This window comes from Actinoplanes sp. KI2 (assembly GCF_025630775.1).
GTDB lineage: Bacteria > Actinomycetota > Actinomycetes > Mycobacteriales > Micromonosporaceae > Actinoplanes.
The window spans coordinates 112,411-139,055 of sequence record NZ_JAOSZE010000017.1; the positions used below are offsets into that span (position 1 = coordinate 112,411).

The window sequence follows — 26,645 nt, forward strand, 5'->3', positions numbered from 1 at the left end:
CACCCCGCAGGAGAAGGAACCGGTCAGTGCCAGGACAGCCGCGCCACCCGGCCTTGTTCGCCGGAGGCCCAGCAGGAACCGTCCCCGGCGCACAGCACGGCGTCGAAACTGCCCGTGTCGAAGCTCTTCCAGGTCCGGCCGCCGTCGACGCTCAGGTCGCTCCCGGTCGGCCCGACGGCCAGCGCCACCGGCCCGCGGCCGACCCAGGCCGCACCCGAGCGGTACTCCCCAGGAACCGTCCGGGCCACCGTCCAGGTGTGCCCGTGCAGATAGGCCGCCCCGGACGGCGCCGAGCCGGGCATCGTGTAGTCACCGCCCACGGCCAGGCCGTGCGCCGGGTCCCGGTACGCCAGGCTGTAGATCCCCGCGCTGGCACCGGACGGGATCGGTGTGGACGTCACCGACCAGCGATAGCCGCCGTCGGACGAGGAGAACACCCGGGACGACGACCCGCCGCCGGATCCGAAGAACGCCTTCCCGCCCGCGGACACCAGGCACGTACCGCTGGCCGCGAACGCGAATTCGCCGTCGAGTGCGGCCGGCATTCCCGCGGTCGGCCGGACCGCCCAGGAGCGGCCGCCGTCGCCGGTGGCGAGGATGCGGAACGTGCCGTCGACCGGGTCGGAGAGCGCCAGCCCGTGCCGCCGGTCGAGGAAGGTCATGCAGTCGTAGAACGCGTTCGCGTCCTGGTTGACGAACGCCGTCGTCCAGCTGCGACCGCCGTCCGACGTCGCGTAGATCCGGGAGTCGGTGCCGTTGCCGATGGTGAGGGCCACCGCGGTGCGGGCGTCGAACGCCTCGATGTCGCGAAACTGCAACGCCGCGGCGTCGGCCGGCCCGACCGAGTCCCAGTTCCGGCCGCCGTCGACGGTCCGCAGGATCGTCCCCTCGGCGCCGGCGACCCAGGCGACCTGGCCGCTGACCGGGGCGAGCCCGCGGAACCGGACGGTCACGCCGGTGTCGGTGAGCTGCCAGTGCGGCCCGTGTCCGGTGAAGCCGGCGGTGGCGGCGAGCACGGCCACCCCGGCGATCGCGATCGACAACTTTCGGTGCGACGTCATTCCCGGAAACTACGCCTGTCGATCGAGCAGGGCACGCAGTCGTACGGTGTCGGCGGCGGTCCAGCCCGGCGGCGAGGCGATCGCGGCCCAGCCGTCGACCGTCCCGGACTTGTAGGTGTGCCCGTGCCCGACCGGCGCCTTGTTCGCGAAGATCAGGTCGACCGTGGTCTGCCAGAACGTGATCCCGGGGTACCAGTGCATCGCCGGGGTGACATCCGGCCCGCGCCGGCCGCGCAGCCAGTCCGGCCGGTGCCAGAGCAGGCTCACGCCGGCCCAGACCACCGGGTCGGACGAGTTCTGCATGTAGACCACCTTGGGTGGCGGGCCGGTCAGCTCGCGCAGCTCCGATGCCCGGCTCGCGAACTCGATCGGCAGCGCCGGGTAGGACGGGTCCCAGACCGGGCTGCCGGGCGCGCGGTCCTCGGTGAGCTGCTCGTGGATCGGGTTCGCGAAGGTCGGGCCCTCCAGCAGGATGCCGTCGGCGCCGGCCACCATCTTCTCGGCCGAGCCGAAGGTCTTCTCCGTCCCGTACGTGCCGAGGCTCTCTCCGAAGATCAGCAGCTTGGGCCGCCGGTCCGGCGGCATCGCCGCCCAGCGGTCGTGCACCGCGGTGATCAGCGCCGACGCGGCCTCGACGACCTGGGAGCGGCCGAACAGGAAGGAGAGCGCGCTGGGCAGGTACGAGTACTGCATCGACACCAGCGCGGTGTTCCCGCCGTACATGTACTCCAGCGAGGTGGTCACGTCGTTGTCCACCCAGCCGGTGCCGGTGGGGGTGAAGACCGCGACCACCGCCCGGCCGAACGCGCCGGTCCGGTCCATCTCGCGGACCAGCAGCTCGGCCCGCTGCCGCACGTCGCCGTTCGACTCGAGCCCGGCGTACAACCGGATCGGCTCGGTCGACGGCTCGCCGGTGAACGCGGTGATCTGCTGCGGGCTCGGCGCCTTGGTGACGAAGTTGCGGCCCTGCCGGCCGAGCGACTCCCAGCTCACCAGCGAGCCCGGCCCGCCGGAGCGCAACGCGGACATCGGCCGCACCACCCCGCGCCCGGTCCCGCTGTCGGTGATGGCGGCGGACCGGTCGGCGGTGGTGTACAGGTTGTCGACCAGGATGCCGTCGAACGCGCCGTAGCTGAGCAGGGTGATCACCAGGAAGCCCGCGCAGTACGCGGCCGACTCGGGGACCACCCGGGTCAGCAGGCGGGCGATGCCGTGCGCGCCGAGCCGCAGCAGCCGGGCGGTGAGCAGCAGCAGGCCGAAGGTGAGCAGGCTGACCCCGACGGTGCGCAGCGCGTCGTACTCCTGCTGCGGTTCCATTCCCAGGCGTACGCGCAGATCCCGCTGCCATCGGGTGCCCAGCCAGAGGAACACCACGATCAGGATCGGGACCAGCAGGAACAGCAGGCCCCAGGCGATCCGCTCGATGCGCCGGCGGGTCCAGCCACCCTCGGCCCGGCCGGCGGCGGCGGGCCGCCACCACACCCGCACCGTCGCACCGATCGCGGTGCCGGCCGCGTACCCCATCGCGGCGGTCAGCCCGGCGACCACGCCCTGCAGGAGCCAGGGCCGGGGGAGCAGCGAGGGGGTGAAGGAGAGGCAGTAGAAGACGGCCGACAGACCGAAGCCGGTCACGCTGAGGCCGCGGCGCATCACCCGGGGGCGTGGCGGCGGGGCGCTGGTGACCGGGTCGTCGTTCTCGCGACTGCGCCGCGGTGCAGGAAGCCAACTGCGCCGCGGCGCGTGCGTCTCCGGTAGCGCCGTCACCACCAGCCTGCGCATAGGCGCTCCCCCAAGCCGCTCGTCGGTGCCGCCCGGCCCATCCGGATCGAAGAATCGTCCGATCCCGGTGACGCCGCAACCGCGTTCCGGCGTCACTCCTCCATCTTGTGCCACATGCGCTCGCGCCGCACGGCCATAAATCGCCCATAGCGGGACATCTGCGGGCTTGACCGGGGAAGACGGGGGATCTCCCCTAGGGACGGCATTTTCATTCAGTCGCCCGCCGCGGTGCCGATGTCAACCGGAGGAAGGGGGAGCCATGCGGCTGCGCAACTGGATTGCCGTGGTGGTCAGCGTGCTATTGCTGGCCGCCGCAGGCACCATCGGCATTCTCGTGAACCGTTCGGCGCTTCGCACCGCCGACGCGGTTCACCGAGCCGACACGCAGACGCTCGCCGTCAACAACGGCAGCCTCATCGGCAAGCTCCAGCTGATGTCCGCGGCCGAGCTGCTGGACTTCACCAAGAGCCATGTGCTGCAGCTCAGCAAGAACAGCGCACCGGACCGCCTGGTGCTCAACACGCTCGTGGCCAAGAGCACGACCTTCGGGTACGGGGCCCTGCTCACCGACCTCGCCGGCAACGTGCTCACCAGCAGCCGCTCCACCGGGCTCCCGTCGAGCACCGACGCCGGCTGGGCGCCGATGCGCGCCGCGCTCAAGGCCAAGCAGGCCGGCTTCTCCGGGGTGATGCGGGTGGACGGCGTCGACCGCTCGACCGGCAAACGTCGCGACGTCTTCCTGCAGGCGGTGGCCGTGCCGGTCGTCGTGGGCGGCGCCCCGGCCGGCGTGCTGATCGGCCTGGACGAGGTGGCCAGCACCACGCTGCAGAAATACCTGGCGACGCTGAAGGACAAGACCCACACGGCCAGCGTGGTGGACGCGAACGGCGTGATCGGTGCCGCCGACGACGCCAAGAACGTCGGCCGGAAGATCGACCCGGAGATTCGCGCGGACATCGCTGCGACCTCTCGCACGGGCAACTTCGTCGAGTACAGCAACGGCAGTACCCAGATGATCGCGGTGGTGGTCGGCCAGCTGCCCGGCGGTTGGGCGTACGTGCGGGCGCAGAGCAAGTCGTCGTTCGACGGCGCGGTGCACTCGAAGAGCCAGACGCTGAACATGACGCTGCTGGCGATCATCCTGATCGGCATCACCGCGATCTCGGCCCTCGGCTACCGTACGGCGCTCCAGCGCCGCCGCGGCGACGCCCGCTTCCAGGCCCTCTTCCAGCACGCCCCCGACCTGGTGACCGTGCTCGACGGGCGCGGGAAGATCGCCTACTCGAGCCCGAGCTCGACCTCGGTCCTCGGTTTCGAGGCCGGCCGCCTGACCGGCACCACCGTCTTCGACATCGTCCACCCCGACGACCGGCCGTACATGATGCACCATTTCTCGGCGCTGGTGACCCAGCGGGACGCCGTGGTGCGCCTGCAGTGCCGGGTCCGGCCGGCGCACGGGGAGTGGCGCTGGTTCGAGTTCACCGCGTCCAACCAGATGCACAACCCGGCGCTGAACGGCGTGGTGATCAACGCTCGGGACGTCTCCGAGACCCGCGCCTTCCAGGAGCGGCTGGCTCACGAGGCGTCGCACGACGCGCTGACCGGCCTGCCCAACCGGCGCCGCATGCAGGACGCGCTGGACGCGTCGCTGCGCGAGGACGCGGTGGCCGTGCTCTTCGTCGACCTGGACGGCTTCAAGCCGGTCAACGACGCGCACGGCCACGAGGCCGGCGACGAGCTCCTGCGCCAGGTGGCCCAGCGGCTGTCCGAGTGTGTACGCGAGAACGACGTGCTGGCCCGGGTCGGCGGCGACGAGTTCGTGGTGCTCATGCCCGGCATCCACGACCCGTCCGACACCGACGCCATGGGCGACCGGATCCGGGCCGCGGTCGAGGCCGCGTTCCTGATCGACGGTCACGAGGTGACCATCGGCGCCAGCGTCGGCGTGCACCTGGCCCCGCTCTCCTGCGACCCGGACGAGGCCCTGCGCGCGGCCGACCACGCCATGTACTCGATCAAGAAGGGCCGGGAGCCGCTCGCGCTGGCCGGTGCCCCGAAGCCCGGCAGGCACCGCGCCGAGCCCTGAGACGGCACACTGGAGGTCACCAGTACCGACTCGCGAACGGCGGTGACCGCGTGTCCCGGCTCCTCTCCCGGCGTGACCTCGACTTTCTTCTCTACGAGTGGCTCGACGTCGAGGCGCTGACCGCGCGCGAGCGGTTCGCCGAGCACTCGCGGGAGACGTTCGACGCGTTTCTCGATCTCTCCGCGCGGATCGCCGAGCGGGACTTCGCCCCGCACAACCGCCGCAACGACCTCGAGGAGCCGAGCTTCGACGGCGAGCGGGTGCACATCATCCCCGAGGTGGCCGCGGCGCTGAAGGCGTTCAACGAGTCCGGGCTGCTCTCCGCCACGATGGACGAGGAGCTCGGCGGCATGCAGCTGCCGATCGTGGTGGCGCGGGCCTGCTTCCTGTGGTTCCAGGCGGCGAACGTGGGCACCTCGTCGTACCCGATGCTGACCATGGCGAACGCCCACCTGCTCAGCACCCACGGGACGCCCGAACAGGTCGAGACGTACGTGAAGCCGATGCTCGCCGGCCGGTTCACCGGCACGATGTGCCTGTCCGAGCCGCAGGCCGGCTCGTCACTGAGCGACGTGCTCACCCGGGCGACCCCGGCCGGCGACGGAACGTACCGGGTGACCGGCAGCAAGATGTGGATCTCCGGCGGCGACCACGAGCTGAGCGAGACCATCGTGCACCTGGTGCTGGCCCGGGTGGCCGGCGCACCGCCCGGGGTGAAGGGCCTGTCGCTGTTCATCGTGCCGAAGCATCTGGTCGGTCCGGACGGCACGGTCGGCGTGCGCAACGGCGTGGCCCTGGCCGGGCTCAACCACAAGATGGGCTACCGCGGTACCACCAACGCCGTGCTCTCCTTCGAGGACGCGACCGGCTACCTGGTCGGCGAGGAGGGCAAGGGCCTCGCCTACATGTTCCTGATGATGAACGAGGCACGGATCGGGGTGGGCGCCGGCGCGGTGGCGCTGGGCTACACCGGCTACCTGCACGCCCTCGACTACGCCCGCGAGCGCGTGCAGGGCCGGCCGGTGGCGGCCAAGGACCCGGCGGCGCCACCGGTGCCGATCGTCGACCACCCGGACGTGCGTCGCATGTTGCTGGCTTCCAAGGCGTACGTGGAAGGCGGTCTTGCTCTGGTGCTCTTCGCGGCGAAGCTGCTGGACCAGCCGTCGGCGGAGAACGACCTGCTGCTCGACGTGCTCACGCCGATCGTGAAGGCCTGGCCGTCGCAGTGGTGCCGGCTCGCCGACGATCACGCCATCCAGATCCACGGCGGGTACGGCTACACCCGCGAGTACCCGGTCGAGCAGTTCTACCGGGACAACCGGCTCAACTCGATCCATGAGGGTACCGACGGCATCCAGGCGCTCGACCTGCTCGGCCGTAAGGTCGTCATGCGCGACGGCGCGGGTCTCGCGCTCCTGCTGTCTCGCATCCGGGAAACGGCGGCCGCTGCACCGGTGGATCTCGGCGAGCCGGTGCTGGCCGCGGCCGACCGGCTGGCCCGCACCACCGCCAAGCTGTGGGCGGACGGCGACCCGACGGTCGCGCTGGCCAATGCCACGGCCTATCTCGACGCCGCCGGACACCTGGTGATCGCCTGGATGTGGCTGTCGCAGCTGGCCGCCGTGGGGGACGAGTCGGGCGACTTCTACGAGGGCAAGCGGGTCGCCGCGCGGTACTTCATCACCCACGAGCTGCCTCGGACCGGGCCGCTCTTCGATCTGCTGGACTCCCGGGACACCCTGTTGGTCGATCTCCAGGACGCCTGGCTGGGCTAAGGTTCCGAGCCTGACGGCTCGGATCCGCTTTATGGTTGGGCTTTCACCCGGCGATGCACGGCCTAGGGTTGGCCCATGGCGGCATCGAGCGAGGCGGTCTTAACCCAAGTCGGTGACTATCAAGTCCGCGTCTCCAACCCGGGGCGGATCTACTTCCCCGACCTCGGCCTGACCAAGCTCGACCTGGTCAACTACTACCTCGCGGTCGGCGACGGGATCGTCCGGGCGCTGCGCGAGCGCCCGTGCATGCTGCACCGTTTCCCGGACGGGCTGGCCGGCGAGAAGGTGCACCAGAAACGGGTGCCGCACGGCGCGCCGCCGTGGCTGGAGACGGTCCGGGTGAAGTTCCCGCGGTACAACCGGCACGCCGACGAGCTGTGTGTCACCAAGCTCGCGGACGTGATCTGGGCGGTGCAGATGTCGACCGTCGAGTTCCACCCGTGGAACTCACGGCGGGCGAATACCGAGCAGCCCGACGAGTGGCGGATCGACCTCGATCCGATGCCGGACTGCCCGTTCGATCGGGTGCGCCGGGTCGCCGCGGTGGCCCGCGAGGTGCTCGACGAGCTGGGCATCACCGGCTACCCGAAGACGTCTGGCGGCCGTGGCCTGCACATCTACGTGCGCATCCGGCCGGACTGGCCGTTCGGCGAGGTGCGCCGGGCGGCGCTGGCCTTCGCCCGGGAGGTCGAGCGGCGCGCGCCGGACGACGTGACCACGACCTGGTGGCGCAAGGACCGCGACCCGGTGAAGCTGTTCGTCGACTACAACCAGAACGCCCGCGACCACACCATCGCCAGCGCGTACTCGGTGCGCGGCGTGCCGGCCGCGACCGTCTCCACCCCGATCGACTGGTCCGAGGTCGCCGACGTCGACCCGCGCGACTTCACGATCAAGACGGTTCCGGACCGCTTCGCCCGGCTGGGGGACCTGCACGCCACCATCGACGACCGGGCGTTCTCGCTCGAGACTCTGCTGGAGTGGGCCGACCGGGACGGTCTCGACCTCGCCGAGGAGGACGCCTGAGGGGCCGCGCTGGAGTGGGCCGACCGGGACGGCCTCGACCTCGCCGAGGAGGACGCCTGAGGGGCCGCTATTTCCGGCGGAACGCGATCTCCGGGTTCAGCAGGCGCACCCAGTCGGGCCGCCAGTCCCGGCCGCGGGCGTCCATCTCCTCCTGGAGGTTGGTGCGCCACGGCCCGGAAACGCCGTCGTCGGCCCACCAGTCCGGCCACGAGTCGTACCGGCGCTCGATCATGATGCCGGACGCCGTGGTCTCCACCCGCAGGAACAGCCAGCGCCCGTAGCGCGGGTCGGCCTCGGCCCGGCGCAGCCGCCGGACCAGCTCGGTGAGCTCGTGCGACGGCCGGTACCGATCCCCGCCGTCCCGGCCGGTCGGCGGGTGCTCGCCCGGCTGCACGCTCGTGCTCGACGCGTCCGCGTACGCCAGGACGGTGCAGCGCGCGTCCCGGCCCGGCGCCCGCTCCCGCATCCAGCCGGCCAGCGCGTCCAGTTCGCCGGTGGCCGGCGGCGCGGGCCGGCGCAGCTCCTCGGCCTCGCGCATGGCGCCCCACACCAGCCGGTCGTGCTCGCCCTGGCTGAGCCGGCGCACCCGGCGCATCGGCGGGCGCTCGCCCGGCGCTATCCGCGGCGGCCGGGTGCCGGCGGTGATGCCGCCCCGCCCGGCCGCGAACAGCGCGGTCCGCAGGTCGAGCTCCGGCTCGATCAACCGGCCCAGCAGCCGCTCGAACGCGCCGGCGTCGACCTCGCCGCGCACCGCCGCCGCGAGCAGCCGCTCGGATGCGTTCCGCACGTCGTCGCGCTCGGCCGGGGTGGGCAGCTCGTGCTGCCCCCACTCCTCGACGATCTCGGCGAGCTCGCGCAACGTGTTCTCGTGGCTGAGCACCGCGCCGACGTTGTCGGCCAGCCCGTCGCCGACACCGGCCCGGTAGCGGACCCGGGACCAGCGCCCCTCGGCGTGCCAGACCACGAAGCCGAGCCGGTCGGCCTCGGCGAGCGGGACCAGATCGTCCCAGGGCAGCCAGTCCGGCGCGCCGGTGAGCAGATCGAGCGGCGGATCGGCCTCCGCGGTGGAGCTGTGATCCCGGTCATACCCGTACAGGACGGCCCGGGCGCCGTCGACCAGAGCCAGCCGCGCCCATGAGCCGCCGTGGTCGTCGTGGTGCGCGCCCCGCTCGTCGACGTACCAGACGTCGGCGTAGCCGATACCGGTCAGCGTGGCGGCGAGCGTCGCCCACCTGGTCCACAGCAACCCGGGCGCGGGGAGGTCCACGTCGGTCAGCATCCGTCCACTGTGCCAAAGGTTTCGCCCCCGATGTCACCCCCTCGGTGGGTTGCTTACCCGTTGCGAACGGTTGCACCCCGGTAGCTTCCGGCCCGAATCGGTAAGCCCGAGGGCGGTCCCGGCGATGGGACATCCGGCCCTGCAGTCGACCGGAATCGGATCATGCTTACCCACACCCTCGGCTGCCTCGGCGCCGCGCTGTCCATGACCCTGCCCTGGCCCCAGGTCCTCAAGGCCTGCGTACAGCGGCGCACGAGCGGCCTTTCGGCCACCGGGAGCGCCCTCGGAGCGGCATTGCCGATCGGCTGGATCACCTACGGCTGGCTGAGCGGCGTGCACCTGCAGATCGTGACGAACGTGGTGACCGGCACGGCGGGTCTGGCGATCATGGTGGCGTTGCTGGCGACTCAGCCGTCGATGCGCTCCGGCCGCACGTTGCGCCTGACTGCCGCCGCCGCGGCGCTGGTGGTCGCGCCGGTCCTGCTGAGCGGTCTGGCGACAGCCGTTCCGGGGGTACGCCCGAGCCATGTCGCGTCGCTGCTGGGGCTGGTGCTGGCCGGAGTGTCGGTGATCGCCGCGGTCCCGCAGCCGCTCTCCCTGCTGCGCAACCCACGCCAGGAGTTGTCCGGCCTGTCGCCGGCGCGCTGGTGGATGACGGTCGGCGCGACCGTCTCCTGGTTGCTCTACGGCCTGGGCACCGGGCAGCCCGCGGTCTGGGCCTCGGCGACCGTCGGCCTGGTCAGCGCCCTGATCGTCTGCACCGTCCTGCACCTGCGCCGCGAGCGGTCGTCGGTGGCCATCGCGGCCGGCGCCCCCCGCTGGCGCGACTCGGTCACCACCCGCCCGATCGCCATGGCCGGCCTCTGAGGCGGTCCGCCCGGCGGAACTCGTTTGGGCGAAGGTGAACTTTTCCCGAGACCTCTCGACCCGCCGCGCGTCAGACCCTAGCCTTTACGCCCGGGAAACCTGCGGGTAACGGAAGGTGAATCGATGGCGACCAGGCAGGTCGAGGTCACCGTCAATACGGATGGCGCCGTCGTCATCCGGCCGCACGGCCGCGTCGACGCCGGCGTCACCGTGGAGTTGCGCCATGCGCTGGTGGAGGTCATCCGGCACACCCGCCCGCCGCGCCTGATCCTCGACCTCGCCGACGTCGAGGAGCTCGATCCGCTGAACCTCGGCGTGCTGGCCGCGGCCTGCCTGCTCGGGGACGATCAGCGGGTGGCGGTGTTCGTCGATCACTGCTCGACCGCGCTCGCCGACGAGCTGATCGCGGCCGGGGTGTCCCGGCTCCGGCTGCGGCACGTGCACGGTCCGTCGCTCGTGCGGGATGCGCGACGCCTGGCCCAGCTGCTGCTCGCCGGGCTGCCGGAGCGATGGCGGCACACGGTCGGCGTGGCCACGCGGGCCGAGGGGATCGTCGACACGCTGCCGGCCGAGGCGGATGCGGGCGCGCTGGTCGCGGCGGCCTGGCTGCACGACATCGGCTACGCCCCGCAGGTGCGCGACACCGGCTTCCATCCGCTGGACGGCGGGCTGCACCTGCGCGGCATCGGCTGGCCGGATCGCGTCGCGTGCCTGGTCGCCCATCACTCCGAGGCGATGTGCATCGCGGAGGTCTGGGGGCTGGCCGACCGGCTCGCCGAGTTTCCGCGCGAGGACACCGCGGTCGCCGACGCGCTGACCTACGCCGATCAGACGGTCGGCCCGAACGGGCGCGTGATGGAGCTGGACGAGCGGCTGGCCGACATGCTGCGGCGGCACGGCCCGGAGTCGCCCAACGCCAAGGCGCATCCGGGCCGCGCGCCGCGGCTGCGGGAGGCCGTGCGCCGCGTCGAGTCACGTCAGTGCACGGCCGCCTGACCTGTCAGCGCGGGCAGTCACGGCAACGCACGGCCGCCTGACCGGTCAACGCGGGCAGTCACGGCAACGCACGGCCGCCTGACCGGTCAACGCGGGCAGTCACGGCAACGCACGGCCGCCTGACCCGTCAGCAGGAGCCGTTGCAGGCCAGCACCTTGAGGCGGTCGAGGGCGCCGTGCCACTGGTTGGAGTCGCCGGCGAACGGGCCGGAGGACGAGTACTGCCAGAACGACCAGGTCGGGGCCCCGGCCGGCAGCGTCCCCGGCGCGCTCGCGTAGCGGGCCAGCCACAGCGGCGAGTTCGCCCAGAAGCCGGTGTAGTTGCCGGTGCAGGAGATCCACCAGTCGGTGGTGGTGTAGATGACCGCCCAGCGACCGGTGCGGTCGTGGTAGCGGGTCAGGAACGCCGAGATCCATGAGCGCATGCTCGCCTGGGACAGGCCGTAGCAGGTGGCGCCGTACGGGTTGTATTCGATGTCCAGCGCGCCGGGCAGCGTCTTGCCGTCGGCCGACCAGCCGCCGCCGTGCGCGATGAAGTAGTCGGCCTGGGCCGAGGCGCTCGCGCCGTTCGGGATCGCGAAGTGGTACGCCCCGCGGATCATCCCGACGTTGTACGAGCCGTTGTACTGCTGGGCGAAGTACGAGTTGGTGTAGTAATTGCCCTCGGTCGCCTTGATGTAGGCGAACCGTGAGCCGGCGCTCCACTGTGCCGCCCAGTTGACGTTGCCCTGGTAGCTGGAGACGTCCTGCCCGTATGTGACGGTGGCGGCCTCGGCGGGGGAGGCGATCGCCAGTCCCGCAATCAGGGCCGCCACGACGACAAGAACGCGTTTTGCACGGTATGTCACGACCAAACCTCCGTTAAGGAAAGAGTCCGGTCGATTTATTCATAGAGATGTGTAGATATCAAGTGTTGTGGCGGAACCCGCCGTCGGTGGGTTTCCAGTCGGCGCTGTCGCGCGAGTCCACGACCTTGCCGGCCATCGATGCGAGGGTGATGAGCAGGAAGAAGACCAAAATTCCGAATGCCATGACGGCAAGTCTTCGCTCTCTGCTCCACGGGCGACAGTGGCAGAGATGCCATACACCTTCAAAATCCTGCCAACCGGCGGTAGGCTGCGTCACATGCTCCGCAACGTGGCCGTGATCGCCCTCCCCGAGGTGGCGGTCTTCGAGCTGGGCGTGCTCTGCGAGCTGTTCGGCTACGACCGCAGCGACGAGGGCCTGCCCGGCTACGACTTCGCCGTCTGCTCGCGCGACGGGCGCCCGGTGCCCACCCATGCCGGCTTCGATCTCAGCGTCAAGCACGACCTGTCCCGGGTGGAGGCGGCCGACCTGGTCGCCGTCGCGCCGTATCACTACCACCACGGCTACGCGGTGGACCCCGAGGTCAGCGACGCGCTGCGCCGGGCGCACGAGCGGGGCGCCTGGGTGATGAGCGTGTGTACCGGCGCGTTCGCGCTGGGCGAGGCCGGCCTGCTCGACGGCCGCCGCTGCACCACGCACTGGCTGCATACCGACGAGCTCGCGCTGCGGCACCCGGCCGCCAAGGTCGACCCGGATGTGCTCTACGTCCAGGACGGCAAGATCCTGACCAGCGCGGGCACGGCCGCGAGCGTGGATGCCGGGCTCCATCTCGTACGCCAGGAGCACGGCACCGCAATCGCCACCGCCCTCGCCCGGCGGATGGTCGTGCCGCCGCACCGCGACGGCGGTCAGGCGCAGTTCATCGAGACCCCGCTGCAGTCGCTGCAGTGCGAGACCCTGCAGCCGGTGCTCACCCAGGTGCTCGGCACGCTGGACCGGCCGCACAGCGTCGACACGATGGCCGAGCTGGCGCACATGGCGCCGCGCACCTTCGCCCGCAAGTTCCGCAACGAGACCGGTGCGACCCCGCACGACTGGCTCACCCACCAGCGGCTGCTGCTGGCCCGCCGGCTGCTCGAGGACTCCGACCTCGGCGTGGACACGATCGCCGAGCGGGCCGGCTTCGGCAGCGCGGCCACCCTGCGGCACCACTTCGCCCAGCGGCTGAGTACCACCCCACAGGCGTACCGCGGAACGTTCCGGTCACACTCGGTGTGAGCTGCCCCGGCCGGGGGGAAACTGGCGGGCATGACCGTGTTCGTGCTCTTCGGCGCCACCGGCGATCTGGCTGCCAGGTTGGTGCTGCCGGCGTTCTGGACCCTCGCGAACGAGGGACTGCTCCCCTCCGACTGGATCCTGGTCGGCAACGGCCGGGGCGACGTCTCTCATGAAAACTTCCGAGCGCACGTACGGGACGTCGTCGGGCCGCCGAAGAACGGGTCCTGGGACGACTTCGCGAAGCGGCTGCGGTTCGCCGGCGGCGGCTTCGACTCCGAGTCGCCCGGCAGCCTGCTCGACGTGATCGAGGAGGCCCGCCAGGAGGTCGGCCGGGACGCGCAGCTGGTGCACTACCTGGCGATCCCGCCGGTGGCGTTCCCCGAGATCACCAAGGCGCTCGGCGTGCACGGGCTGGCCAAGGGGGCCCGGGTGGTCTACGAGAAACCGTTCGGCACGTCGCCGTCGAGCTTTCGCACCCTCAGCCGGCAGGTGCACGCGGTGCTGGACGAGTCGCAGGTGTACCGGATCGATCACTTCCTGGGCAAGGAGGCGACCCAGCAGCTGCACGCGATGCGCTTCGCGAACCAGGCGTTCGCCGCGATCTGGAGCCGCGAGCACGTGGAGAGCGTGCAGATCGACGTGCCGGAGAAGCTCGACGTGGCGAACCGGGCGGTGTTCTACGACGCCACCGGCGCGGTGCTCGACATGCTGGTCACCCACCTGTTCCAGGTGGCCGCCGAGGTGGCGATGGAGCCGCCGCCCTCGCTCGGCGCGGCCGACCTGCAGGCCGCGCGGGAGACGGTGATCCGCCGGTTCCGCCCGATCGACCCGGCCGAGGCCGTGCTCGGCCAGTTCGCCGGCTACCGGGAGATCAAGGGTGTGGCCAAGGGGTCGCGCACCGACACCTACGTGGCGGCCAAGCTCTGGATCGACACGCCGCGCTGGCGCGGCGTGCCCTTCCTGCTGCGCACGGGCAAGCGTCTGGCCGCCGCCGAGCAGCGGGTCAGCCTCGTCCTGCGTACGCCCGAGCGTCCGTTCCGCAAGCTTCCCCCGCAGGCGAACGTGCTCTCGTTCTCGCTGGCCGGGGACGGTGAGGTCGATCTGGCGCTGCTCGCGAAGAAGCCCGGCATCGCGGAGAACCTGGAGCCGGCCTCGGTGGCACTGCCGCTGGCGCAACTCCCCGATGCGGACCCACTCCCGGCGTACTCCCGGTTGATCCACGACGTGCTGGCGGGTGACCGCGCGCTCTTCACCCGCCCGGACGGCTTGTCGGCCGCGTGGAAGGCGGTCACCCCGCTGCTGGAGAGGCCGCCGCGGCCGATCACCTACGAGCCGGGCTCATGGGGGCCGGCCAAGGCCCGCAAGCTCGCCGCGCCGCACCGGTGGCTGCTCGGGCAGTGATTCGTCAGGCAAAACTCGCCACCAAGACCTTCGATCGGCGCCTGATCGTCCCGCTGGTCCTCGGCGCCGTCCTCAACCCGGTCAACTCGTCGATGCTGGCCGTCGCGCTGGTGCCGATCGGGCTCACCTTCCACGCGGTCCCGGCCCGGACCGCCTGGCTGGTGTCGGCGCTCTACCTGGCCACCGCCACCGGCCAGCCGGTCGTCGGCCGGTTGATCGACCGGTACGGTGCCCGCCGGCTCTACCTGGCCGGCGCCGCCCTGGTCGGCGTCGCCGGGGTGATCGGCGCGCTCGCCCCCTCGCTCGGCTTCCTGGTCCTGTCCCGGGTGCTGCTCGGCTTCGGCACCTGCGCCGGCTACCCGGCCGCGATGTACCTGATCCGCCGCTCCGGCGTGGCGAAGCCGGGCGGCCTGCTCACCGCGCTCGCGGTCTCGGCGCAGACCATCGTGGTGATCGGCCCGACCGTCGGCGGCCTGCTGATCGGCGCGGCCGGCTGGCGGTCGCTGTTCGCGGTGAACGTCCCGCTCGCGCTGGTCTGCCTGGTGCTCGGCGCGATCCTGCTGCCCAGGGCGGAGGGCATCGAGGAGTTCGAGCACCGGCTCGACCATCTGGGCATCGGCCTGTTCGCCGGCACCCTGACCAGCCTGATGCTGTTCCTGATGAGCCCCTCGCCCGGCCACCTCTGGCTGCCGGCGCTCACCGTGGTCCTCGGGGCCGGCTTCGTCCGCCGCGAGCTGCGCTACCCCGACCCCTTCCTGGACGTACGAGTGTTCGGCGGGAACGCACCGCTGATCGCCACGTACGCCCGGACCCTGCTCGCGCAGACCGTCGCGTACGCGTACCTCTACGGCTTCACCCAGTGGCTGGAGGCGGGCCGCGGGCTCAGCGCCTCGCACGCCGGCCTGATCCTGCTGCCGATGTCGCTGGTCTCGATCGGCGTCTCCACCGTCACCGGCCGGCGCGCCGAGTTCCGCGGCAAGCTCCTGGTCGGCGCGGTCAGCCAGGTGGTCGCGTGCGCGCTGATGCTCCTGCTCGACTCGGCGAGCCCGCTCTGGCTCCCGGTCCTCATCTCGGTCATCTGCGGCCTGCCGCAGGGCCTGAACAGCCTGGCCAACCAGAATGCCGTCTACTTCCAGGCCGACCCGGACCGGATGGGCGCCTCGGCCGGCCTGCTGCGCACCTTCGCCTACCTGGGCGCGATGGTCTCCGCCGCGGCGACCGGCGCGTTCTTCGGGCACGGCGCCGACACGGCCGGCCTGCACGAGCTGGCCGTCTTCCTGATCGTGGTCGCGGTGCTGCTGCTCGCGCTGGTGCTGGCCGATCGCTCCCTGCGCCGCCTCGGCACACCGGCGCCGAGCTGATCTTCAGGTGTGCAGCCAGGCGACGGCTTCCTCGACCGAGGTGGCGGTCGCGGCGGCGGCCGGGAGAGCCGGCCGGTCGATCAGCACCACCGGGATTCCCCGCTCGCGGGCGGCGACCAGCTTGGCATCGGCGCCACCGCTGTCCTTGCTGACCAGCACGTCGATGCGGTGCTCGCGGAGCAGGCGGAGTTCGCCGTCGACGGTGAACGGGCCTCGATCCAGCAGGACTTCGAGGTGCAGGGGCACGGGCGGGGTCGGGGGCTCGACCGAGCGGGCCAGAAACCAGCACTCGGGGGTATCGGCGAAGGCGGCGATGCCCTGTCGGCCGGTGGTCAGGAAAACCCGTCGGCCGAGGCGGGGGAGCAGGGCGGCGGCGGCTTCGAGGGTCGGCACCCGGTGCCAGTCGTCGCCGGGTCGTTCGATCCAGCCGGGTCGTCGCAGCACCAGCAACGGCCGGCCGGTGACCGCGGCGGCCGCGGCCGCATTGGCGCTGATCTGCGCGGCGAACGGGTGTGTCGCGTCGACCAGGACATCGACCCGTTGCGCCCGGAGGTAGTCGGCCAGGCCGTCGACGCCGCCGAAGCCTCCGATCCGCACCTCGCCCGCGGGCAGCAGCGGCTCCCGGGTTCGTCCGGCCAGCGAACTGATCACTCGGAACCGCGGAAGCGCCGCCGCCAGCGCACGCCCCTCGCCGGTGCCGCCGAGGATCAGGACGGTCCGGGGCGGCATCGGGTGGTGGAGTAGAGGTGGCTGTCGGGGAACTGGGCCGCGGTCAGGGCCGGGCCGACCACGATGACCGCGGTGCGGCGGATGCCGGCCTCCTTCACCTGGACGGCGATGTCCGCGAGGGTGCCCCGGAGGATCACCTCGTCGGGGCGGGACGCGAACGCGACCACCGCCACCGGACAGTCCGGACCGTAGGACGGGATCAGGTCGGCGACCACCGCCTCGATCCGCTGGACCGCCAGGTGCAGCACCATCGTGGACCGGCTGGCCGAGAGCGTCGCCAGGTCCTCGCCCGGCGGCATCGCCGTGGCCCGCTCGGCCGTGCGGGTGAGAATCACCGTCTGGGCCACCCCGGGGACGGTCAGCTCGCGCGCCAGCGACGCCGCGGCCGCCGCGAAGGCCGGCACGCCCGGCACCACCTCGTACGGGATGGCCAGGGAATCCAGGCGGCGCATCTGCTCGGCCACCGCGCTGAAGACCGACGGGTCGCCGGAGTGCAGGCGGGCCACGTCCAGGCCCTCGGCGTGCGCCGCGGCCAGCAGCGCGATGATCTCGTCGAGGTCGAGCCGGGCGGTGTCGACCTTGCGGCAGCCGGGCGGGCACTCGTCGAGCAGCTCGACCGGGACCAGGCTGCCCGCGTACAGGCAGACGGGCGACGCGGCGATCAGGCGCTGGCCCCGCAGGGTGATGAGATCGGCGGCGCCCGGCCCGGCACCGATGAAGTGGACCGTCACGTGGTTACCGCCCAGATCGTCACCGGCATCATCGTTCGCCACCCCGTGAAGCCGCCGACCGGCGACCCGCGACTGACCGTGAGGCGGGTCAGGTCCCCGCCGAGCTTCGCGTACGCCGCCGCGACCACGGCCTCGGACTCGACGGTCACCGCGTTCGCCACCAGCCGGCCGCCCGGGCGCAGGGCCGCCAGGCAGGCGTCGAGCACGCCGTCCGCGGTCAGCCCGCCGCCGATGAAGACCGCGTCGGGGGTGGCCAGGCCGGTCAGGGCGCCGGGCGCCCGCCCCTCGACGACCGACAGGCCGGGAACGCCGAGCAGCGCGGCGTTGGCGCGGATCGTCGCGCATCGGGCCGGCGAGGCCTCGACCGTGACGGCGCGGCACGAGGGATGAGCGCGCATCCACTCGATGCCGATGCTGCCCGAGCCGCCGCCCACGTCCCACAGCAGGGCGCCGGGGGTCGGCGCGAGCGCGGCCAAGGTCACCGCGCGCACCTCCCGTTTGGTGAGTTGACCATCCGACTCGTACGCCGAGTCCGGCAGCCCGGGTACGACGGCCGTCGCGGGACCGTCCCCGCACTCGACCGCGATGACGTTGAGCGGATCGCCGGCCGGGTGCGACCACTCGGCCGCCCGGCCCCGCGTGATCCGCTCGTCCGGGCCGCCCAACTGTGCCAGGACGGTCAACCGGGCGGCGTCGTAGCCGGCCCCGACCAGCACGCCCGCCACCAGGGCGGGCGTCGCCGTGTCCCGGGACAGCACCAGGAACCGCCGCCCCGGATTGATCAGCCGCCGGACGGCGTCGACCGGCGCGGTGACCAGGCTGACGACCTCGGTGTCGGCCAGTGGCCACCCCATCCGGCAGGCGGCGAGCGAGGCCGAGGAGGGGTGCGGCTCCACCCGTACGCGATCGGCGCCCAGCAGCCGCACGAGCGTCGCGCCGATCCCGTGGAACATCGGATCGCCGCTGGCCAGCACGCAGATCCGGCGTCCGCGATGGGCGTCGAGCAGGCCGGCGAGCGCCGGGAGCAGCGGCGTCGGCCAGGGCAGCCGCTCGGCGGCCACCGACGCCGGGACCAGGTCCAACTGCCGGGCGCTGCCCATCAGGACGTCGGCGGCGGCGACCGTGCTCTGTCCCGTACGGGAAAGATCTGGCCACCCGCCGGCGCCGATGCCGACCACCGTGACCAGGTCGGGGTTGTCGGGACGCATGGCGCGACGGTATCGCGACGGCCGCGGCCGAGAATTTCCGGATCCCGTTGAGCGATGCTCGTGCCCGCTGCGTATCTCAACCAGACGGCCCCCCCGAGACCGGGTCGTCACGCCGGACACAGGGGGTGACCGGCGCCGCGGGACTACTGCTGGACGGGTGAAGGACGATGGCGCAAGGACCGCCGATGTTCCAGACCTCTCGTGATCAGCGCCATGCGCCGGACGAGGACGCGCAGTACTTCGCCGACCTGCGCGGGACGCCGGACGACGACCGGGACTTCTTCCAGGCGCTGCGCCCGGAGTCGCGCGACGCCGCACCGATCGAACAGCATTCCCGGTACGAGCAGGACCGGTACGAGCAGGACGCGCGTCATTCGCGGTTGTCGGAGCCGCGGATGCCCGAGCCCGTCGACCCGTGGACGGACGACTACGACGAGCGCGCCTCGGACGTGCGCGAGGTCCCCGAGGTCGACGATCGGCGCCCGCCGACCTGGGACTCATACATCGACGATCCGCAGCCCCGGCAGCAGCCGGACCGCGAGGACCCCTACCGGCGCAGCGACATCCTGATCGAGTCGCAGACCGACCCGACCGGCTGGAAGGCCACCGGCCCGGCGCAGCCGCCGATCCCGGACGACCGCCCGCCGGCCGAGGCGGTCAGCGGCAACCGCCTGCTCACCATCCTGCTGTTCTTCTCCGGGCTGGCCACCAGCCTCTCGCTCTGGCTGTTCGACACGCAGGCCGGCGCGATCAACGACACCGCCACCGCGATGCTCGCGGCCGGCCGGGTAACCGGGCTGGTCGGCGGCTACATCTTGTTCATCCAGCTGCTGATGATGAGCCGGGTCTCCTGGCTCGAGGAGTGGGTCGGGGCGCGGGACCTGCTGCGCTGGCACCGCTGGCTGGGCACCACGCTGGTGATCGCGGTGCTCGCGCACATCGTCCTCATCACGTACGGCTACGCGCTCACCGCCAAGGCGCCGGTGGTCGACCAGGCGTGGACGATCGTCAGCACGTTCCCGGACATGCTCAAGGCGGTAGCCGCGACGGTCATCCTCGTCGTGATCAGCCTCATCTCGATCCGGGCCGCGCGCAACAAGCTCCCGTACGAGCTTTGGCACCTGATCCACCTCACCGGTTACCTGGTCCTGCTGCTCGGCTACGGCCATCAGGTCGCCACCGGCGCCGACCTGAGCGGCAAGTTCGCCTCGGTGTTCTGGCCGGCGCTGACCGCCCTGGTGATCTCGGCGCTGGTCTGGGGCCGGCTGGTCGAGCCGCTCTGGCTGAACACCCGGCACCGCTTCGAGGTCGCCGAGGTCGTCGCCGAGGGCGCCACCAACACGTTCTCCATCTACATCGACGGGAAGAAACTGCAGAAGCTCCCGGCCCAGGCCGGCCAGTTCATGCGGTGGCGCTTCCTGACCCGCAACGGCTGGTGGCAGTCGCACCCGTTCTCGCTGTCCGCGGCACCGAACTCGGAGTGGCTGCGGCTGACCGTGACCGCGGTCGGCGGGCACACCTCGCGGCTGGGCCTGATGAAGCCGGGCACGCCGGTCTGGGCCGAGGGCCCGTTCGGGGTGTTCACGGCCCAGCGGCGTACTCGCCGGAGGGCCTTGCTGATCGCCGGCGGCAGCGGCATCGCGCCGATCCGCGCGCTGCTCGAGGACATGCCGCCGGACACGATCGTCATCTACCGGGCGTCGCGGCCGGACGAGCTGGTGTTCCGCGGCGAGCTGGAGGAGCTGGCCGAGCGCCGGGACGCGTGGGTCCGCTACATCGTCGGGTCGCGCAACGACCCCGGGCCGCGGCGGCTGTTCACCCCGAACGGCCTGCTCGGCCTGGTGCCGGACGTGTCCCGGCGGGACGTCTACCTCTGCGGCCCGCCCGGGCTCGTCGAGGCGGCCGTGGGCACCCTGCGCGAGCTCGACGTCCCCGACAGCCAGCTGCACCTCGACCCGTTCGAGTTCTGACCATTCCGATCTTCGGCCTTCGGAGGAGAGATGCGACGTAGTACCGCAGCGGCAGTCGGCACGCTGACCGGCGCCGCCCTGATCGTGGGCGTGCGCCTGAGCGTCCAGCCGCCGGCGGCACCCCCTGCCGCGTCATCCTCGGTCGACCTGGCGGCCAACCCGACGCCCGAGGCTACGTCCAAGAAGCCGGGTACCGCCGGCGCCGCCGGCAAGAAGACGACCGCGCCCGCGAAGAACAAGAGCGGCCTCAAGGACGGCACGTTCAAGGGCAAGGGCGCGACCAACCCGTACGGGACGGTCCAGGTCACCGTGAAGATCGCGGACGGCAAGATCACCGCGGTCGACGCGACGTACCCGACCACCGGCAACAGCGCGACGATCAACCCGGTCGCGGTCCCGAAGCTCAAGCAGGAGACCCTGCAGGCGCAGAGCGCGAAGGTCGCGGCGATCTCCGGCGCCACCTACACCAGCCAGTCTTACCAGGAGTCGTTGCAGGCGGCATTGGACTCCGCCAAGGCGTAGGGTCCTGTTCGTGCGCCACGTCGAGCAGGTCATGGGTACGGCCGTCAGCATCGAGTTGGCCGACGACCTCCCTTCGCCGAGACTGGGCGAGTTGATCGACGAGGTGTGCCGCTGGCTGCACGAGGTGGACCGGCGCTTCTCGACGTACAAGCCGGACAGCGAGGTCATGCGGCTGCGCCGGGGCGAGATCACCGCCGCCGACGCGTCGGACGACCTGCGCCACGTCCTGAACGCGTGCGCCGACCTGTGGCGAGACACCGACGGCTACTTCGACGCGTACGCCGGGGGCGCGCTGGACCCCTCCGGCTACGTGAAGGGCTGGTCGGTCGAGGTGGCCTCGGCCCGCCTGGCCGCCGCCGGTTCCGTCAACCACTACATCAACGCCGGCGGCGACATCCGCATGCGGGGCCACCACCCCGACGGCGGCCCGTGGCGGGTCGGCATCCGTCACCCGTGGGAGGCCGACAAGCTCAGCTGGGTGCTGGCCCTGACCGACGGGGCGATCGCCACCTCGGGCACCTACGAGCGGGGCGACCACATCGTCAACCCCCGCACCGGCAAACCGGCCCGGGGCCTGCGCTCGGTGACCGTGGTGGGCCCCGACCTGTCCCTGGCCGACGCGTACGCGACGGCGGCCCTGGCGATGGGCGAGCCCGGCCTGACCTGGCTGGCAAAAATGGCCACCGACGGCTACGAGTCGGCCTGCGTGACCGACGACGGCCGCGCCTTCAGCTCGGCCAACCTCCCCGCCGCGGTCTGACGTTCGCCATTGTCGCGCCGCCCGAGGTACTACATTTCGTACTACACTCTGGCCATGGACCGCATTCCCATCCGCAGCCTCAACCAAGACACGGCCGGCGTGCTTGCGCGGGTCGAGCGGGGCGAGACTGTGGAGATCACGAACCGTGGGCGTCCCATCGCCAGGATCGTTCCGATCGGCGTCGACCCCCTCGACGAACTGGTCAACACCGGCGTAATAACGCCGCCGACCGTCACGCTTCCCTTCCCGATGCCGACCGGAGTGCCCGCGACCGGCCAGGAAGCCGGCCAGTTGATCTCGGATCTGCGCGATGAGGAACGCTGGTGATCTATCTCGACACGGCGGCGCTCGTCAAGCTCGTCCGGCCCGAGGCCGAGTCGCGTGCCCTGGTCGACTGGCTGGGGTCTCGGCCCGCAGAGCGGGTCGTGGCCTCGGCGTTGGTCGAGGTTGAGCTGCCCCGTGCCCTGCACCGGAGCGCGCCCGGCGTTCTCGGCGGTGTCGCTGCGGTGCTCGCTCGTCTCTATCGCGTCGACGTCAATGCCGCGGTCCGCGCAACTGCCGGCGCATATCCCGGGCCTGGACTCCGTTCGTTGGACGCCATCCATCTGGCCACCGCGGAGTTCCTGGTCGCCAGTGGCCAACCGATCAGCGCGTTCATCACGTACGACAAGCGTTTGGCCGAGGTGGCGGAGCGGGCCGGCCTCGACGTCGTGGCGCCGAACTGACGACGATGCCCGGTCACCCGCCTGCGCGTCAGCCGTGTGCGCGCCAGGCCGCAAGTCGGTCGGCCGCCCGCTGCCCCAGCGTGATCGTGTCGCCGAGGTCGGCCGAGGCGGTCTCCCAGCCCATCACCGTCAGGAAGGCGATCGCGTTCGCCACCCGGATCGCCGCCCAGAACATGCTCTGCTCCGACCCGTCACCCAGGGGCTCGCCCATCTCGTCGGTGGCCGCCCGCCGCTGCTCGATCAGCGCCGACTCGTCGCCGGCCTCGACCGCACCGCGCAGCACGTTGACGACCCGGACCCCCACGTCGTCGGTCTGCGACGCGCACCCCGCCACGGCTGCCCGCAGCGCCGTCAAGAAGACCGTGGCCGCGTCCTCCCGGTAGACCAGGATGTCTTCGTAGACCTCGGCCTTGGGCGTCGACTCGGCGGCCGACCCCGGGCTGTTGTACAGAAGCCGGAAGGTGGCCCGCACCGCGATGCGGTCATGCTGGTCGTACGCGGCGCCGCAGAACGAGGGCAGCGGCTGCTCTCCCATCGCCAGGCGTAGCGGACTGCCCTTGATCGGTCCCGGCATGTCGCCGGGCTGGAGGAAGGCGGTGTCCGGCACGGACGTCAGGGAATTGGTCATCGATCGGCCTCCTTCGACGGTCCTCTGTCGACATCCTGCCGTCCCGCGTCCCGCAAGGGGGACCGTTCTGTCGTTTTGCCGCTTAGGCTCTGCTGGAGAACGGGGACGACGAGGGAGTCGGAGGCGTGATGGGCGTTCTGTCGGAACTGGTGTCCGGAATCAGCGCCGGGACGATCGAGGTCATCGATCTCACCGCCCCGCTGTCCAGCGAGACCCCGATCCTCAAGCTGCCGCCGCCGTTCGCCGACACGATCACGTTCGGGCTCGAGGAGATCAGCCGGTACGACGACCGTGGGCCGGCCTGGTACTGGAACAACATTCACACCGGCGAGCACACCGGCACCCACCTGGACGCGCCGATCCACTGGGTGACCGCGAAGGACGGTGACGACGTCTCGCAGATCCGCCCGCAGCGGCTGGTCGCGCCGGCCGTCGTCGTGGATCTGTCCGATCGGGTGGCGACCGATCCCGACTACCTGCTCACGGTCGACGACCTCCGCGACTGGGAGCGGTCGCACGGGCCGCTTCCGGCGGGCGGCTGGCTTTTGCTGCGTACGGGATGGGACGCGCGCTCGGCCGACCAGGAGGCCTTCCTCAACGCCGACGAGACCGGCCCGCACACCCCGGGCATCGCGGTCGAGGCCGCCAAGTGGCTGGCCGAGGAGGCCCCGGTGATCGGGGTCGGGGTCGAGACGGTCGGCACCGACGCCGGCGCCGCGCACTCGTTCGACCCGCCCTTCCCGTGCCACTCGTTCGTCCTGGGCGCCGGCAAGTACGGCCTGACCCAGCTGCAGAACCTGCGCCTGCTCCCGCCGACCGGCGCGGTCGTGATCGCCGCCCCGCTGCCGATCGTCGGCGGCTCGGGCAGCCCCACGAGAGTGCTGGCGCTGGTCGAGCGATGAACGTCGCCGAGGTCGTCGGCAGCACGCTGGCCGGTCTCGGCGCCGACCGGGTCTTCGGCGTGGTCGGCAGCGGCAACTTCCACGTGACCAACGCGCTGGTCGCGGCCGGCGCCCGCTTCATAGCCACCCGGCATGAGATGGGCGCCGCCGTCGCCGCTGATGCCTATTCACGGATCAGCGGCCGCCCCGGCATCGTCACGGTCCATCAGGGCTGCGGGCTGACCAACGCCATGACCGGGATCGCCGAGGCGGCCAAGAGCCGTACGCCGATGATTGTTCTGGCCGCCGAAGCGACCGCCCCGCGCTCGAACTTCCGGGTGGACCAGGACGCCCTGGCCGTCGCCGTGGGCGCGACCAGCCGCCGGGTCCGCAGCGCCGAGACCGCCGTCGAGGACACCGCCGGCGCCTGGCACGCGGCGGTGGCGGAACGGCGTACGGTCATCCTGAATTTGCCCTTGGAAGTGCAGGCCGCGCCCGCGTTGCCGAGCGAACCGCCGGCCCTCACCCGCCCCCGCCTGCCGGCGCCCGAGGTGGGCGCACTGGCCGCCCTGCTCGCCGAGGCCGACCGCCCGGTCTTCATCGCCGGCCGCGGCGCGCTGCACGCCGGCCCCGAGCTCACCGAGCTGGCCGCCGCCTGCGGCGCGCTCCTGGCCACGTCGGCGGTGGCCAAGGGCCTGTTCGCCGGCGATCCCTGGTCGCTCGACGTGTCCGGCGGGTTTGCCACCCCGGTCGCCGCCGAGCTGATCACCGCCGCCGACCTGGTGGTGGCCTGGGGCGCGTCGCTGAACATGTGGACCACGCGGCACGGCGCGCTGATCCGGTCGGCCGCGACGGTGGTGCAGGTGGATCTCGACGCCGACGCGCTGGGCGCCCACCACCGCATCGACCAGGGCATCGTCGCCGACACCGCCGCCTGCGCCCGGGCCGCGCTGGCCGTCCTCCCGCCGCGTGCCGGGCTCGGCTATCGGGTGCCGCCCGTGCGTTCGAGGATTGCTGCCGAGGGCCGCTGGCGCGACGTGCCGTACGCCGACGACGGCGACGACCAGCACATCGACCCGCGTACGTTCACGATCGCGCTGGACGGCCTGCTCCCGGCCGAGCGGGTGATCGCGGTGGACTCCGGCAACTTCATGGGCTACCCGTCGATGTTCCTGTCCGTCCCCGACCACCGCGGTTTCTGCTTCGCCCAGGCGTTCCAGTCGATCGGGCTGGGCCTGGCCGGCGCGCTGGGCGCCGCCCTCGCCTCGCCCGGCCGGCTCCCGGTCGCGGCCTGCGGCGACGGCGGTTTCCTGATGGCGATCGCCGAGCTGGAGACGATCCGCCGGCTCGGCCTGGGCATGCTGATCGTGGTCTACGACGACAACGCGTACGGCGCGGAGGTCCACCACTTCGGCCCCGGCGGCCACCCGCTCGACATCGTCGTCTTCCCGGAGACCGACCTGGCCGCGATCGCCCGCGGGTACGGCTGCGAGGCGGTGACGGTCCGCGACCCGGCCGACCTGGCCCCGGTCCGGAAGTGGCTGGCCGGCCCCCGATCGGTCCCGATGGTGGTGGACGCGAAGGTCGCCGCGACCCGCCCCTCGTGGTGGCTGGAGGAGGCGTTCCGCGGCCACTGAGGCGCGGTCTCAGGCGACGACGCGGTGGGCGACGATCGCGTCGGTGATGCCCTTCAACGTCACGCGGGCCGGCGTTGCCGCGCCGACCTGCTCGGCGACCCGGCCGAACGCCATCGGGCCGAGCTGCAGCTCGCCGGCCGCGGCCAGGTCGCAGAGCCGCTTGCCGATGTTGACGACCCGGCCCCACACCGCGAACCGGCCCGGCTCCCACGAGGGCGTCACCAGGACCTCGCCGCATTCGACGCCGGCGTGGACGGGCATCTCGGTCGGGATCTGGAGCGTGGCGAGCGCCGCCCGCACCGCGCTGCCCACCTCGTCGCCCGACGTGCGCAGGCCGAAGACGGCCATGAAACCGTCGCCGAGAACCTGCTGGATCTCGCCGCCGTGTCCCTGGACGACCCGGCTCAGCTCGTCCAGCACCGGCCGTACGGTCCGGTAGACCTCCTCCGGCGGAACGGATTCGACGAGCCGGGTGAAGCCGCTGATGTCGACGAACAGCACGGCGACATGCCGCCGAAAGGAACTGTCCTCGGACATTCGCTCCTCCAACGAGCGAGCCGGCCTGCGCGGGGCAGACCGGCGCCTCGACTCCGGTGGTTACGCCGACACCACGACGGTGCCGCTGCGGGCGGATGAGTAGTCGGTGTAGACGCCGGCGGTGACCTTGTACGTCGCGACCGCCTCGATCACGTCGCCCTCGTTCGCGGTCCAGCCGCCGCTTACCTTGATCCGCAGTTCCTGGTTCAGCGGGTCGGGGTTGGCAACCGGGGTGAGCACGTTCTCCAGCGACTGCTGCTGCAGCACGGTGGACTGGCTGAGGTTGACGACCGAGACGAAGAGGTTCTCCTTGGAGACGACCTCCATCAGGTCCTTGCCGATCTCGACGTTGGCGATGACGTCGAACGCGGCACCGTTGTCCACCGTGTCGGCCGTGAAGAACGAGTTCTCGTCGACGACGTACAGCAGCTTGATGTTGGCGTCCTGGTTGCCCGGCATGGCAACTCCCTTCGAGTGGGGTAGGTGCCTCTCACTCTCCGGTCGAACCGGCCGCGGGGGCTTCTGGGCTTTCCCTAACGCCGCTTCCGGGGAAACCCTTGCGGAATGCCGACAGTCGTGTTGTCCGGATCCAGCCGGGTTGG

General features: G+C 71.8%; 26 protein-coding genes. 15 read left to right on the forward strand and 11 right to left on the reverse strand.

Going from position 1 to position 26,645, the window contains the following annotated elements:
* Positions 1-23: 23 nt before the first annotated feature.
* Positions 24-1,061 (reverse strand): WD40/YVTN/BNR-like repeat-containing protein, encoded by a 1,038-nt coding sequence (locus tag ODJ79_RS19560; protein WP_263024927.1) that lies wholly within the window; start codon positions 1,059-1,061, stop codon positions 24-26.
* A gap of 9 nt (positions 1,062-1,070) precedes the next feature.
* Positions 1,071-2,840 (reverse strand): alpha/beta hydrolase, encoded by a 1,770-nt coding sequence (locus ODJ79_RS19565; protein WP_263024928.1) that lies wholly within the window; start codon positions 2,838-2,840, stop codon positions 1,071-1,073.
* Between the two features lie 259 nt (positions 2,841-3,099).
* Between ODJ79_RS19565 and ODJ79_RS19570 the strand changes: the two genes are divergently transcribed.
* The 3 genes from ODJ79_RS19570 to ligD all read left to right on the forward strand — a co-directional run bounded on the left by ODJ79_RS19570 (position 3,100) and on the right by ligD (position 7,727).
* Complete coding sequence (locus ODJ79_RS19570; protein WP_263024929.1) at positions 3,100-4,926, forward strand: sensor domain-containing diguanylate cyclase; 1,827 nt, start codon at positions 3,100-3,102, stop codon at positions 4,924-4,926.
* Positions 4,927-4,976: 50 nt separating this feature from the next.
* The gene (locus tag ODJ79_RS19575; RefSeq protein WP_263024930.1) at positions 4,977-6,701 is read left to right on the forward strand and encodes an acyl-CoA dehydrogenase; all 1,725 of its coding nucleotides are present in this window, start codon (positions 4,977-4,979) and stop codon (positions 6,699-6,701) included.
* A 75-nt stretch (positions 6,702-6,776) separates the two neighbouring features.
* Entirely contained in the window at positions 6,777-7,727 is a 951-nt protein-coding gene (gene ligD / locus ODJ79_RS19580) for a non-homologous end-joining DNA ligase (RefSeq protein ID WP_263024931.1), read from the forward strand.
* Between the two features lie 67 nt (positions 7,728-7,794).
* Here ligD and ODJ79_RS19585 read toward each other — a convergent pair whose 3' ends face one another.
* Entirely contained in the window at positions 7,795-9,006 is a 1,212-nt protein-coding gene (locus ODJ79_RS19585; RefSeq protein ID WP_263024932.1) for a hypothetical protein, read from the reverse strand.
* A gap of 162 nt (positions 9,007-9,168) precedes the next feature.
* Between ODJ79_RS19585 and ODJ79_RS19590 the strand changes: the two genes are divergently transcribed.
* Positions 9,169-9,873 carry a SemiSWEET transporter gene (locus ODJ79_RS19590; RefSeq protein ID WP_263024933.1) on the forward strand — a complete coding sequence of 235 codons (705 nt, stop codon included), beginning with the start codon at positions 9,169-9,171 and terminating at the stop codon, positions 9,871-9,873.
* A 123-nt stretch (positions 9,874-9,996) separates the two neighbouring features.
* A complete protein-coding gene (locus ODJ79_RS19595) occupies positions 9,997-10,869 on the forward strand; it encodes an STAS domain-containing protein (protein WP_263024934.1) in 873 nt (290 codons plus the stop codon).
* Positions 10,870-10,996: 127 nt separating this feature from the next.
* Here ODJ79_RS19595 and ODJ79_RS19600 read toward each other — a convergent pair whose 3' ends face one another.
* Together ODJ79_RS19600 and ODJ79_RS19605 are read right to left on the reverse strand one after the other, a co-directional pair.
* Positions 10,997-11,716, reverse strand: a complete 720-nt coding sequence (locus ODJ79_RS19600; RefSeq protein ID WP_263024935.1) for a lysozyme — start codon at positions 11,714-11,716, stop codon at positions 10,997-10,999.
* Between the two features lie 58 nt (positions 11,717-11,774).
* Positions 11,775-11,900 (reverse strand): hypothetical protein, encoded by a 126-nt coding sequence (locus tag ODJ79_RS19605; RefSeq protein WP_263024936.1) that lies wholly within the window; start codon positions 11,898-11,900, stop codon positions 11,775-11,777.
* A gap of 93 nt (positions 11,901-11,993) precedes the next feature.
* Between ODJ79_RS19605 and ODJ79_RS19610 the strand changes: the two genes are divergently transcribed.
* Genes ODJ79_RS19610 through ODJ79_RS19620 form a run of 3 tightly spaced genes read left to right on the forward strand, consistent with a single transcriptional unit; the run spans position 11,994 to position 15,715 of the window.
* Positions 11,994-12,953, forward strand: a complete 960-nt coding sequence (locus ODJ79_RS19610) for a GlxA family transcriptional regulator (protein ID WP_263024937.1) — start codon at positions 11,994-11,996, stop codon at positions 12,951-12,953.
* Between the two features lie 30 nt (positions 12,954-12,983).
* Complete coding sequence (locus ODJ79_RS19615) at positions 12,984-14,354, forward strand: glucose-6-phosphate dehydrogenase (RefSeq protein WP_263024938.1); 1,371 nt, start codon at positions 12,984-12,986, stop codon at positions 14,352-14,354.
* Positions 14,351-15,715 carry an MFS transporter gene (locus ODJ79_RS19620; protein ID WP_263024939.1) on the forward strand — a complete coding sequence of 455 codons (1,365 nt, stop codon included), beginning with the start codon at positions 14,351-14,353 and terminating at the stop codon, positions 15,713-15,715. Before ODJ79_RS19615 ends, ODJ79_RS19620 begins: the two co-directional genes overlap by 4 nt.
* A 3-nt stretch (positions 15,716-15,718) precedes the next feature.
* Here ODJ79_RS19620 and ODJ79_RS19625 read toward each other — a convergent pair whose 3' ends face one another.
* The 3 genes from ODJ79_RS19625 to cbiE are packed head-to-tail and all read right to left on the reverse strand — an operon-like array spanning position 15,719 to position 18,383.
* Positions 15,719-16,444: a cobalt-precorrin-6A reductase gene (locus ODJ79_RS19625; RefSeq protein ID WP_263024940.1), complete on the reverse strand. Its 726-nt coding sequence runs from the start codon at positions 16,442-16,444 to the stop codon at positions 15,719-15,721.
* Positions 16,423-17,175 (reverse strand): precorrin-4 C(11)-methyltransferase, encoded by a 753-nt coding sequence (gene cobM / locus ODJ79_RS19630; RefSeq protein WP_263024941.1) that lies wholly within the window; start codon positions 17,173-17,175, stop codon positions 16,423-16,425. Before cobM ends, ODJ79_RS19625 begins: the two co-directional genes overlap by 22 nt.
* A complete protein-coding gene (gene cbiE / locus ODJ79_RS19635; RefSeq protein ID WP_263024942.1) occupies positions 17,172-18,383 on the reverse strand; it encodes a precorrin-6y C5,15-methyltransferase (decarboxylating) subunit CbiE in 1,212 nt (403 codons plus the stop codon). Before cbiE ends, cobM begins: the two co-directional genes overlap by 4 nt.
* Before the next feature lie 185 nt (positions 18,384-18,568).
* Here cbiE and ODJ79_RS19640 point away from each other — a divergent pair, with 185 nt between their 5' ends.
* From ODJ79_RS19640 to ODJ79_RS19660, 5 genes are read left to right on the forward strand one after another with little or no spacing between them, the layout of a single operon-like run.
* Positions 18,569-20,353 (forward strand): ferredoxin reductase family protein, encoded by a 1,785-nt coding sequence (locus tag ODJ79_RS19640; RefSeq protein WP_263024943.1) that lies wholly within the window; start codon positions 18,569-18,571, stop codon positions 20,351-20,353.
* Positions 20,354-20,383: 30 nt separating this feature from the next.
* The gene (locus ODJ79_RS19645; RefSeq protein WP_263024944.1) at positions 20,384-20,875 is read left to right on the forward strand and encodes an FMN-binding protein; all 492 of its coding nucleotides are present in this window, start codon (positions 20,384-20,386) and stop codon (positions 20,873-20,875) included.
* A 31-nt stretch (positions 20,876-20,906) separates the two neighbouring features.
* Positions 20,907-21,635, forward strand: a complete 729-nt coding sequence (locus ODJ79_RS19650; RefSeq protein ID WP_263025000.1) for an FAD:protein FMN transferase — start codon at positions 20,907-20,909, stop codon at positions 21,633-21,635.
* A gap of 54 nt (positions 21,636-21,689) precedes the next feature.
* Complete coding sequence (locus tag ODJ79_RS19655; RefSeq protein WP_263024945.1) at positions 21,690-21,962, forward strand: type II toxin-antitoxin system Phd/YefM family antitoxin; 273 nt, start codon at positions 21,690-21,692, stop codon at positions 21,960-21,962.
* On the forward strand, positions 21,959-22,360 hold the full coding sequence (locus tag ODJ79_RS19660; protein ID WP_263024946.1) for a type II toxin-antitoxin system VapC family toxin: 402 nt from the start codon (positions 21,959-21,961) through the stop codon (positions 22,358-22,360). Before ODJ79_RS19655 ends, ODJ79_RS19660 begins: the two co-directional genes overlap by 4 nt.
* A gap of 28 nt (positions 22,361-22,388) precedes the next feature.
* Here ODJ79_RS19660 and ODJ79_RS19665 read toward each other — a convergent pair whose 3' ends face one another.
* Complete coding sequence (locus tag ODJ79_RS19665; protein ID WP_263024947.1) at positions 22,389-22,988, reverse strand: hypothetical protein; 600 nt, start codon at positions 22,986-22,988, stop codon at positions 22,389-22,391.
* A 128-nt stretch (positions 22,989-23,116) separates the two neighbouring features.
* Between ODJ79_RS19665 and ODJ79_RS19670 the strand changes: the two genes are divergently transcribed.
* Together ODJ79_RS19670 and ODJ79_RS19675 are read left to right on the forward strand one after the other, a co-directional pair.
* Positions 23,117-23,890, forward strand: coding sequence for a cyclase family protein (locus ODJ79_RS19670; RefSeq protein WP_263024948.1), 774 nt, complete (start codon positions 23,117-23,119; stop codon positions 23,888-23,890).
* On the forward strand, positions 23,887-25,506 hold the full coding sequence (locus tag ODJ79_RS19675) for a thiamine pyrophosphate-binding protein (RefSeq protein WP_263024949.1): 1,620 nt from the start codon (positions 23,887-23,889) through the stop codon (positions 25,504-25,506). The genes ODJ79_RS19670 and ODJ79_RS19675 overlap by 4 nt, the downstream gene beginning before the upstream one ends.
* Positions 25,507-25,515: 9 nt before the next feature.
* Here the strand turns inward: ODJ79_RS19675 and ODJ79_RS19680 are convergent, their stop codons facing one another.
* Positions 25,516-26,043 (reverse strand): adenylate/guanylate cyclase domain-containing protein, encoded by a 528-nt coding sequence (locus ODJ79_RS19680; RefSeq protein WP_263024950.1) that lies wholly within the window; start codon positions 26,041-26,043, stop codon positions 25,516-25,518.
* Positions 26,044-26,103: 60 nt separating this feature from the next.
* Positions 26,104-26,502, reverse strand: a complete 399-nt coding sequence (locus tag ODJ79_RS19685; protein WP_263024951.1) for a hypothetical protein — start codon at positions 26,500-26,502, stop codon at positions 26,104-26,106.
* Positions 26,503-26,645: the final 143 nt, after the last annotated feature.

Bases quoted from the DNA above. Each gene is read 5' to 3' on its own strand.
- ODJ79_RS19560 (WP_263024927.1), bottom strand. From the start codon at position 1,061: ATGACGTCGCACCGAAAGTTGTCGATCGCGATCGCCGGGGTGGCCGTG.
- ODJ79_RS19565 (WP_263024928.1), bottom strand. From the start codon at position 2,840: ATGCGCAGGCTGGTGGTGACGGCGCTACCGGAGACGCACGCGCCGCGG.
- ODJ79_RS19570 (WP_263024929.1), top strand. From the start codon at position 3,100: ATGCGGCTGCGCAACTGGATTGCCGTGGTGGTCAGCGTGCTATTGCTG.
- ligD (WP_263024931.1), top strand. From the start codon at position 6,777: ATGGCGGCATCGAGCGAGGCGGTCTTAACCCAAGTCGGTGACTATCAA.
- ODJ79_RS19585 (WP_263024932.1), bottom strand. From the start codon at position 9,006: ATGCTGACCGACGTGGACCTCCCCGCGCCCGGGTTGCTGTGGACCAGG.
- ODJ79_RS19590 (WP_263024933.1), top strand. From the start codon at position 9,169: ATGCTTACCCACACCCTCGGCTGCCTCGGCGCCGCGCTGTCCATGACC.
- ODJ79_RS19595 (WP_263024934.1), top strand. From the start codon at position 9,997: ATGGCGACCAGGCAGGTCGAGGTCACCGTCAATACGGATGGCGCCGTC.
- ODJ79_RS19605 (WP_263024936.1), bottom strand. From the start codon at position 11,900: ATGGCATTCGGAATTTTGGTCTTCTTCCTGCTCATCACCCTCGCATCG.
- ODJ79_RS19610 (WP_263024937.1), top strand. From the start codon at position 11,994: ATGCTCCGCAACGTGGCCGTGATCGCCCTCCCCGAGGTGGCGGTCTTC.
- ODJ79_RS19615 (WP_263024938.1), top strand. From the start codon at position 12,984: ATGACCGTGTTCGTGCTCTTCGGCGCCACCGGCGATCTGGCTGCCAGG.
- ODJ79_RS19625 (WP_263024940.1), bottom strand. From the start codon at position 16,444: ATGCCGCCCCGGACCGTCCTGATCCTCGGCGGCACCGGCGAGGGGCGT.
- cbiE (WP_263024942.1), bottom strand. From the start codon at position 18,383: ATGCGTCCCGACAACCCCGACCTGGTCACGGTGGTCGGCATCGGCGCC.
- ODJ79_RS19640 (WP_263024943.1), top strand. From the start codon at position 18,569: ATGTTCCAGACCTCTCGTGATCAGCGCCATGCGCCGGACGAGGACGCG.
- ODJ79_RS19645 (WP_263024944.1), top strand. From the start codon at position 20,384: ATGCGACGTAGTACCGCAGCGGCAGTCGGCACGCTGACCGGCGCCGCC.
- ODJ79_RS19650 (WP_263025000.1), top strand. From the start codon at position 20,907: ATGGGTACGGCCGTCAGCATCGAGTTGGCCGACGACCTCCCTTCGCCG.
- ODJ79_RS19655 (WP_263024945.1), top strand. From the start codon at position 21,690: ATGGACCGCATTCCCATCCGCAGCCTCAACCAAGACACGGCCGGCGTG.
- ODJ79_RS19665 (WP_263024947.1), bottom strand. From the start codon at position 22,988: ATGACCAATTCCCTGACGTCCGTGCCGGACACCGCCTTCCTCCAGCCC.
- ODJ79_RS19670 (WP_263024948.1), top strand. From the start codon at position 23,117: ATGGGCGTTCTGTCGGAACTGGTGTCCGGAATCAGCGCCGGGACGATC.
- ODJ79_RS19675 (WP_263024949.1), top strand. From the start codon at position 23,887: ATGAACGTCGCCGAGGTCGTCGGCAGCACGCTGGCCGGTCTCGGCGCC.
- ODJ79_RS19680 (WP_263024950.1), bottom strand. From the start codon at position 26,043: ATGTCCGAGGACAGTTCCTTTCGGCGGCATGTCGCCGTGCTGTTCGTC.
- ODJ79_RS19685 (WP_263024951.1), bottom strand. From the start codon at position 26,502: ATGCCGGGCAACCAGGACGCCAACATCAAGCTGCTGTACGTCGTCGAC.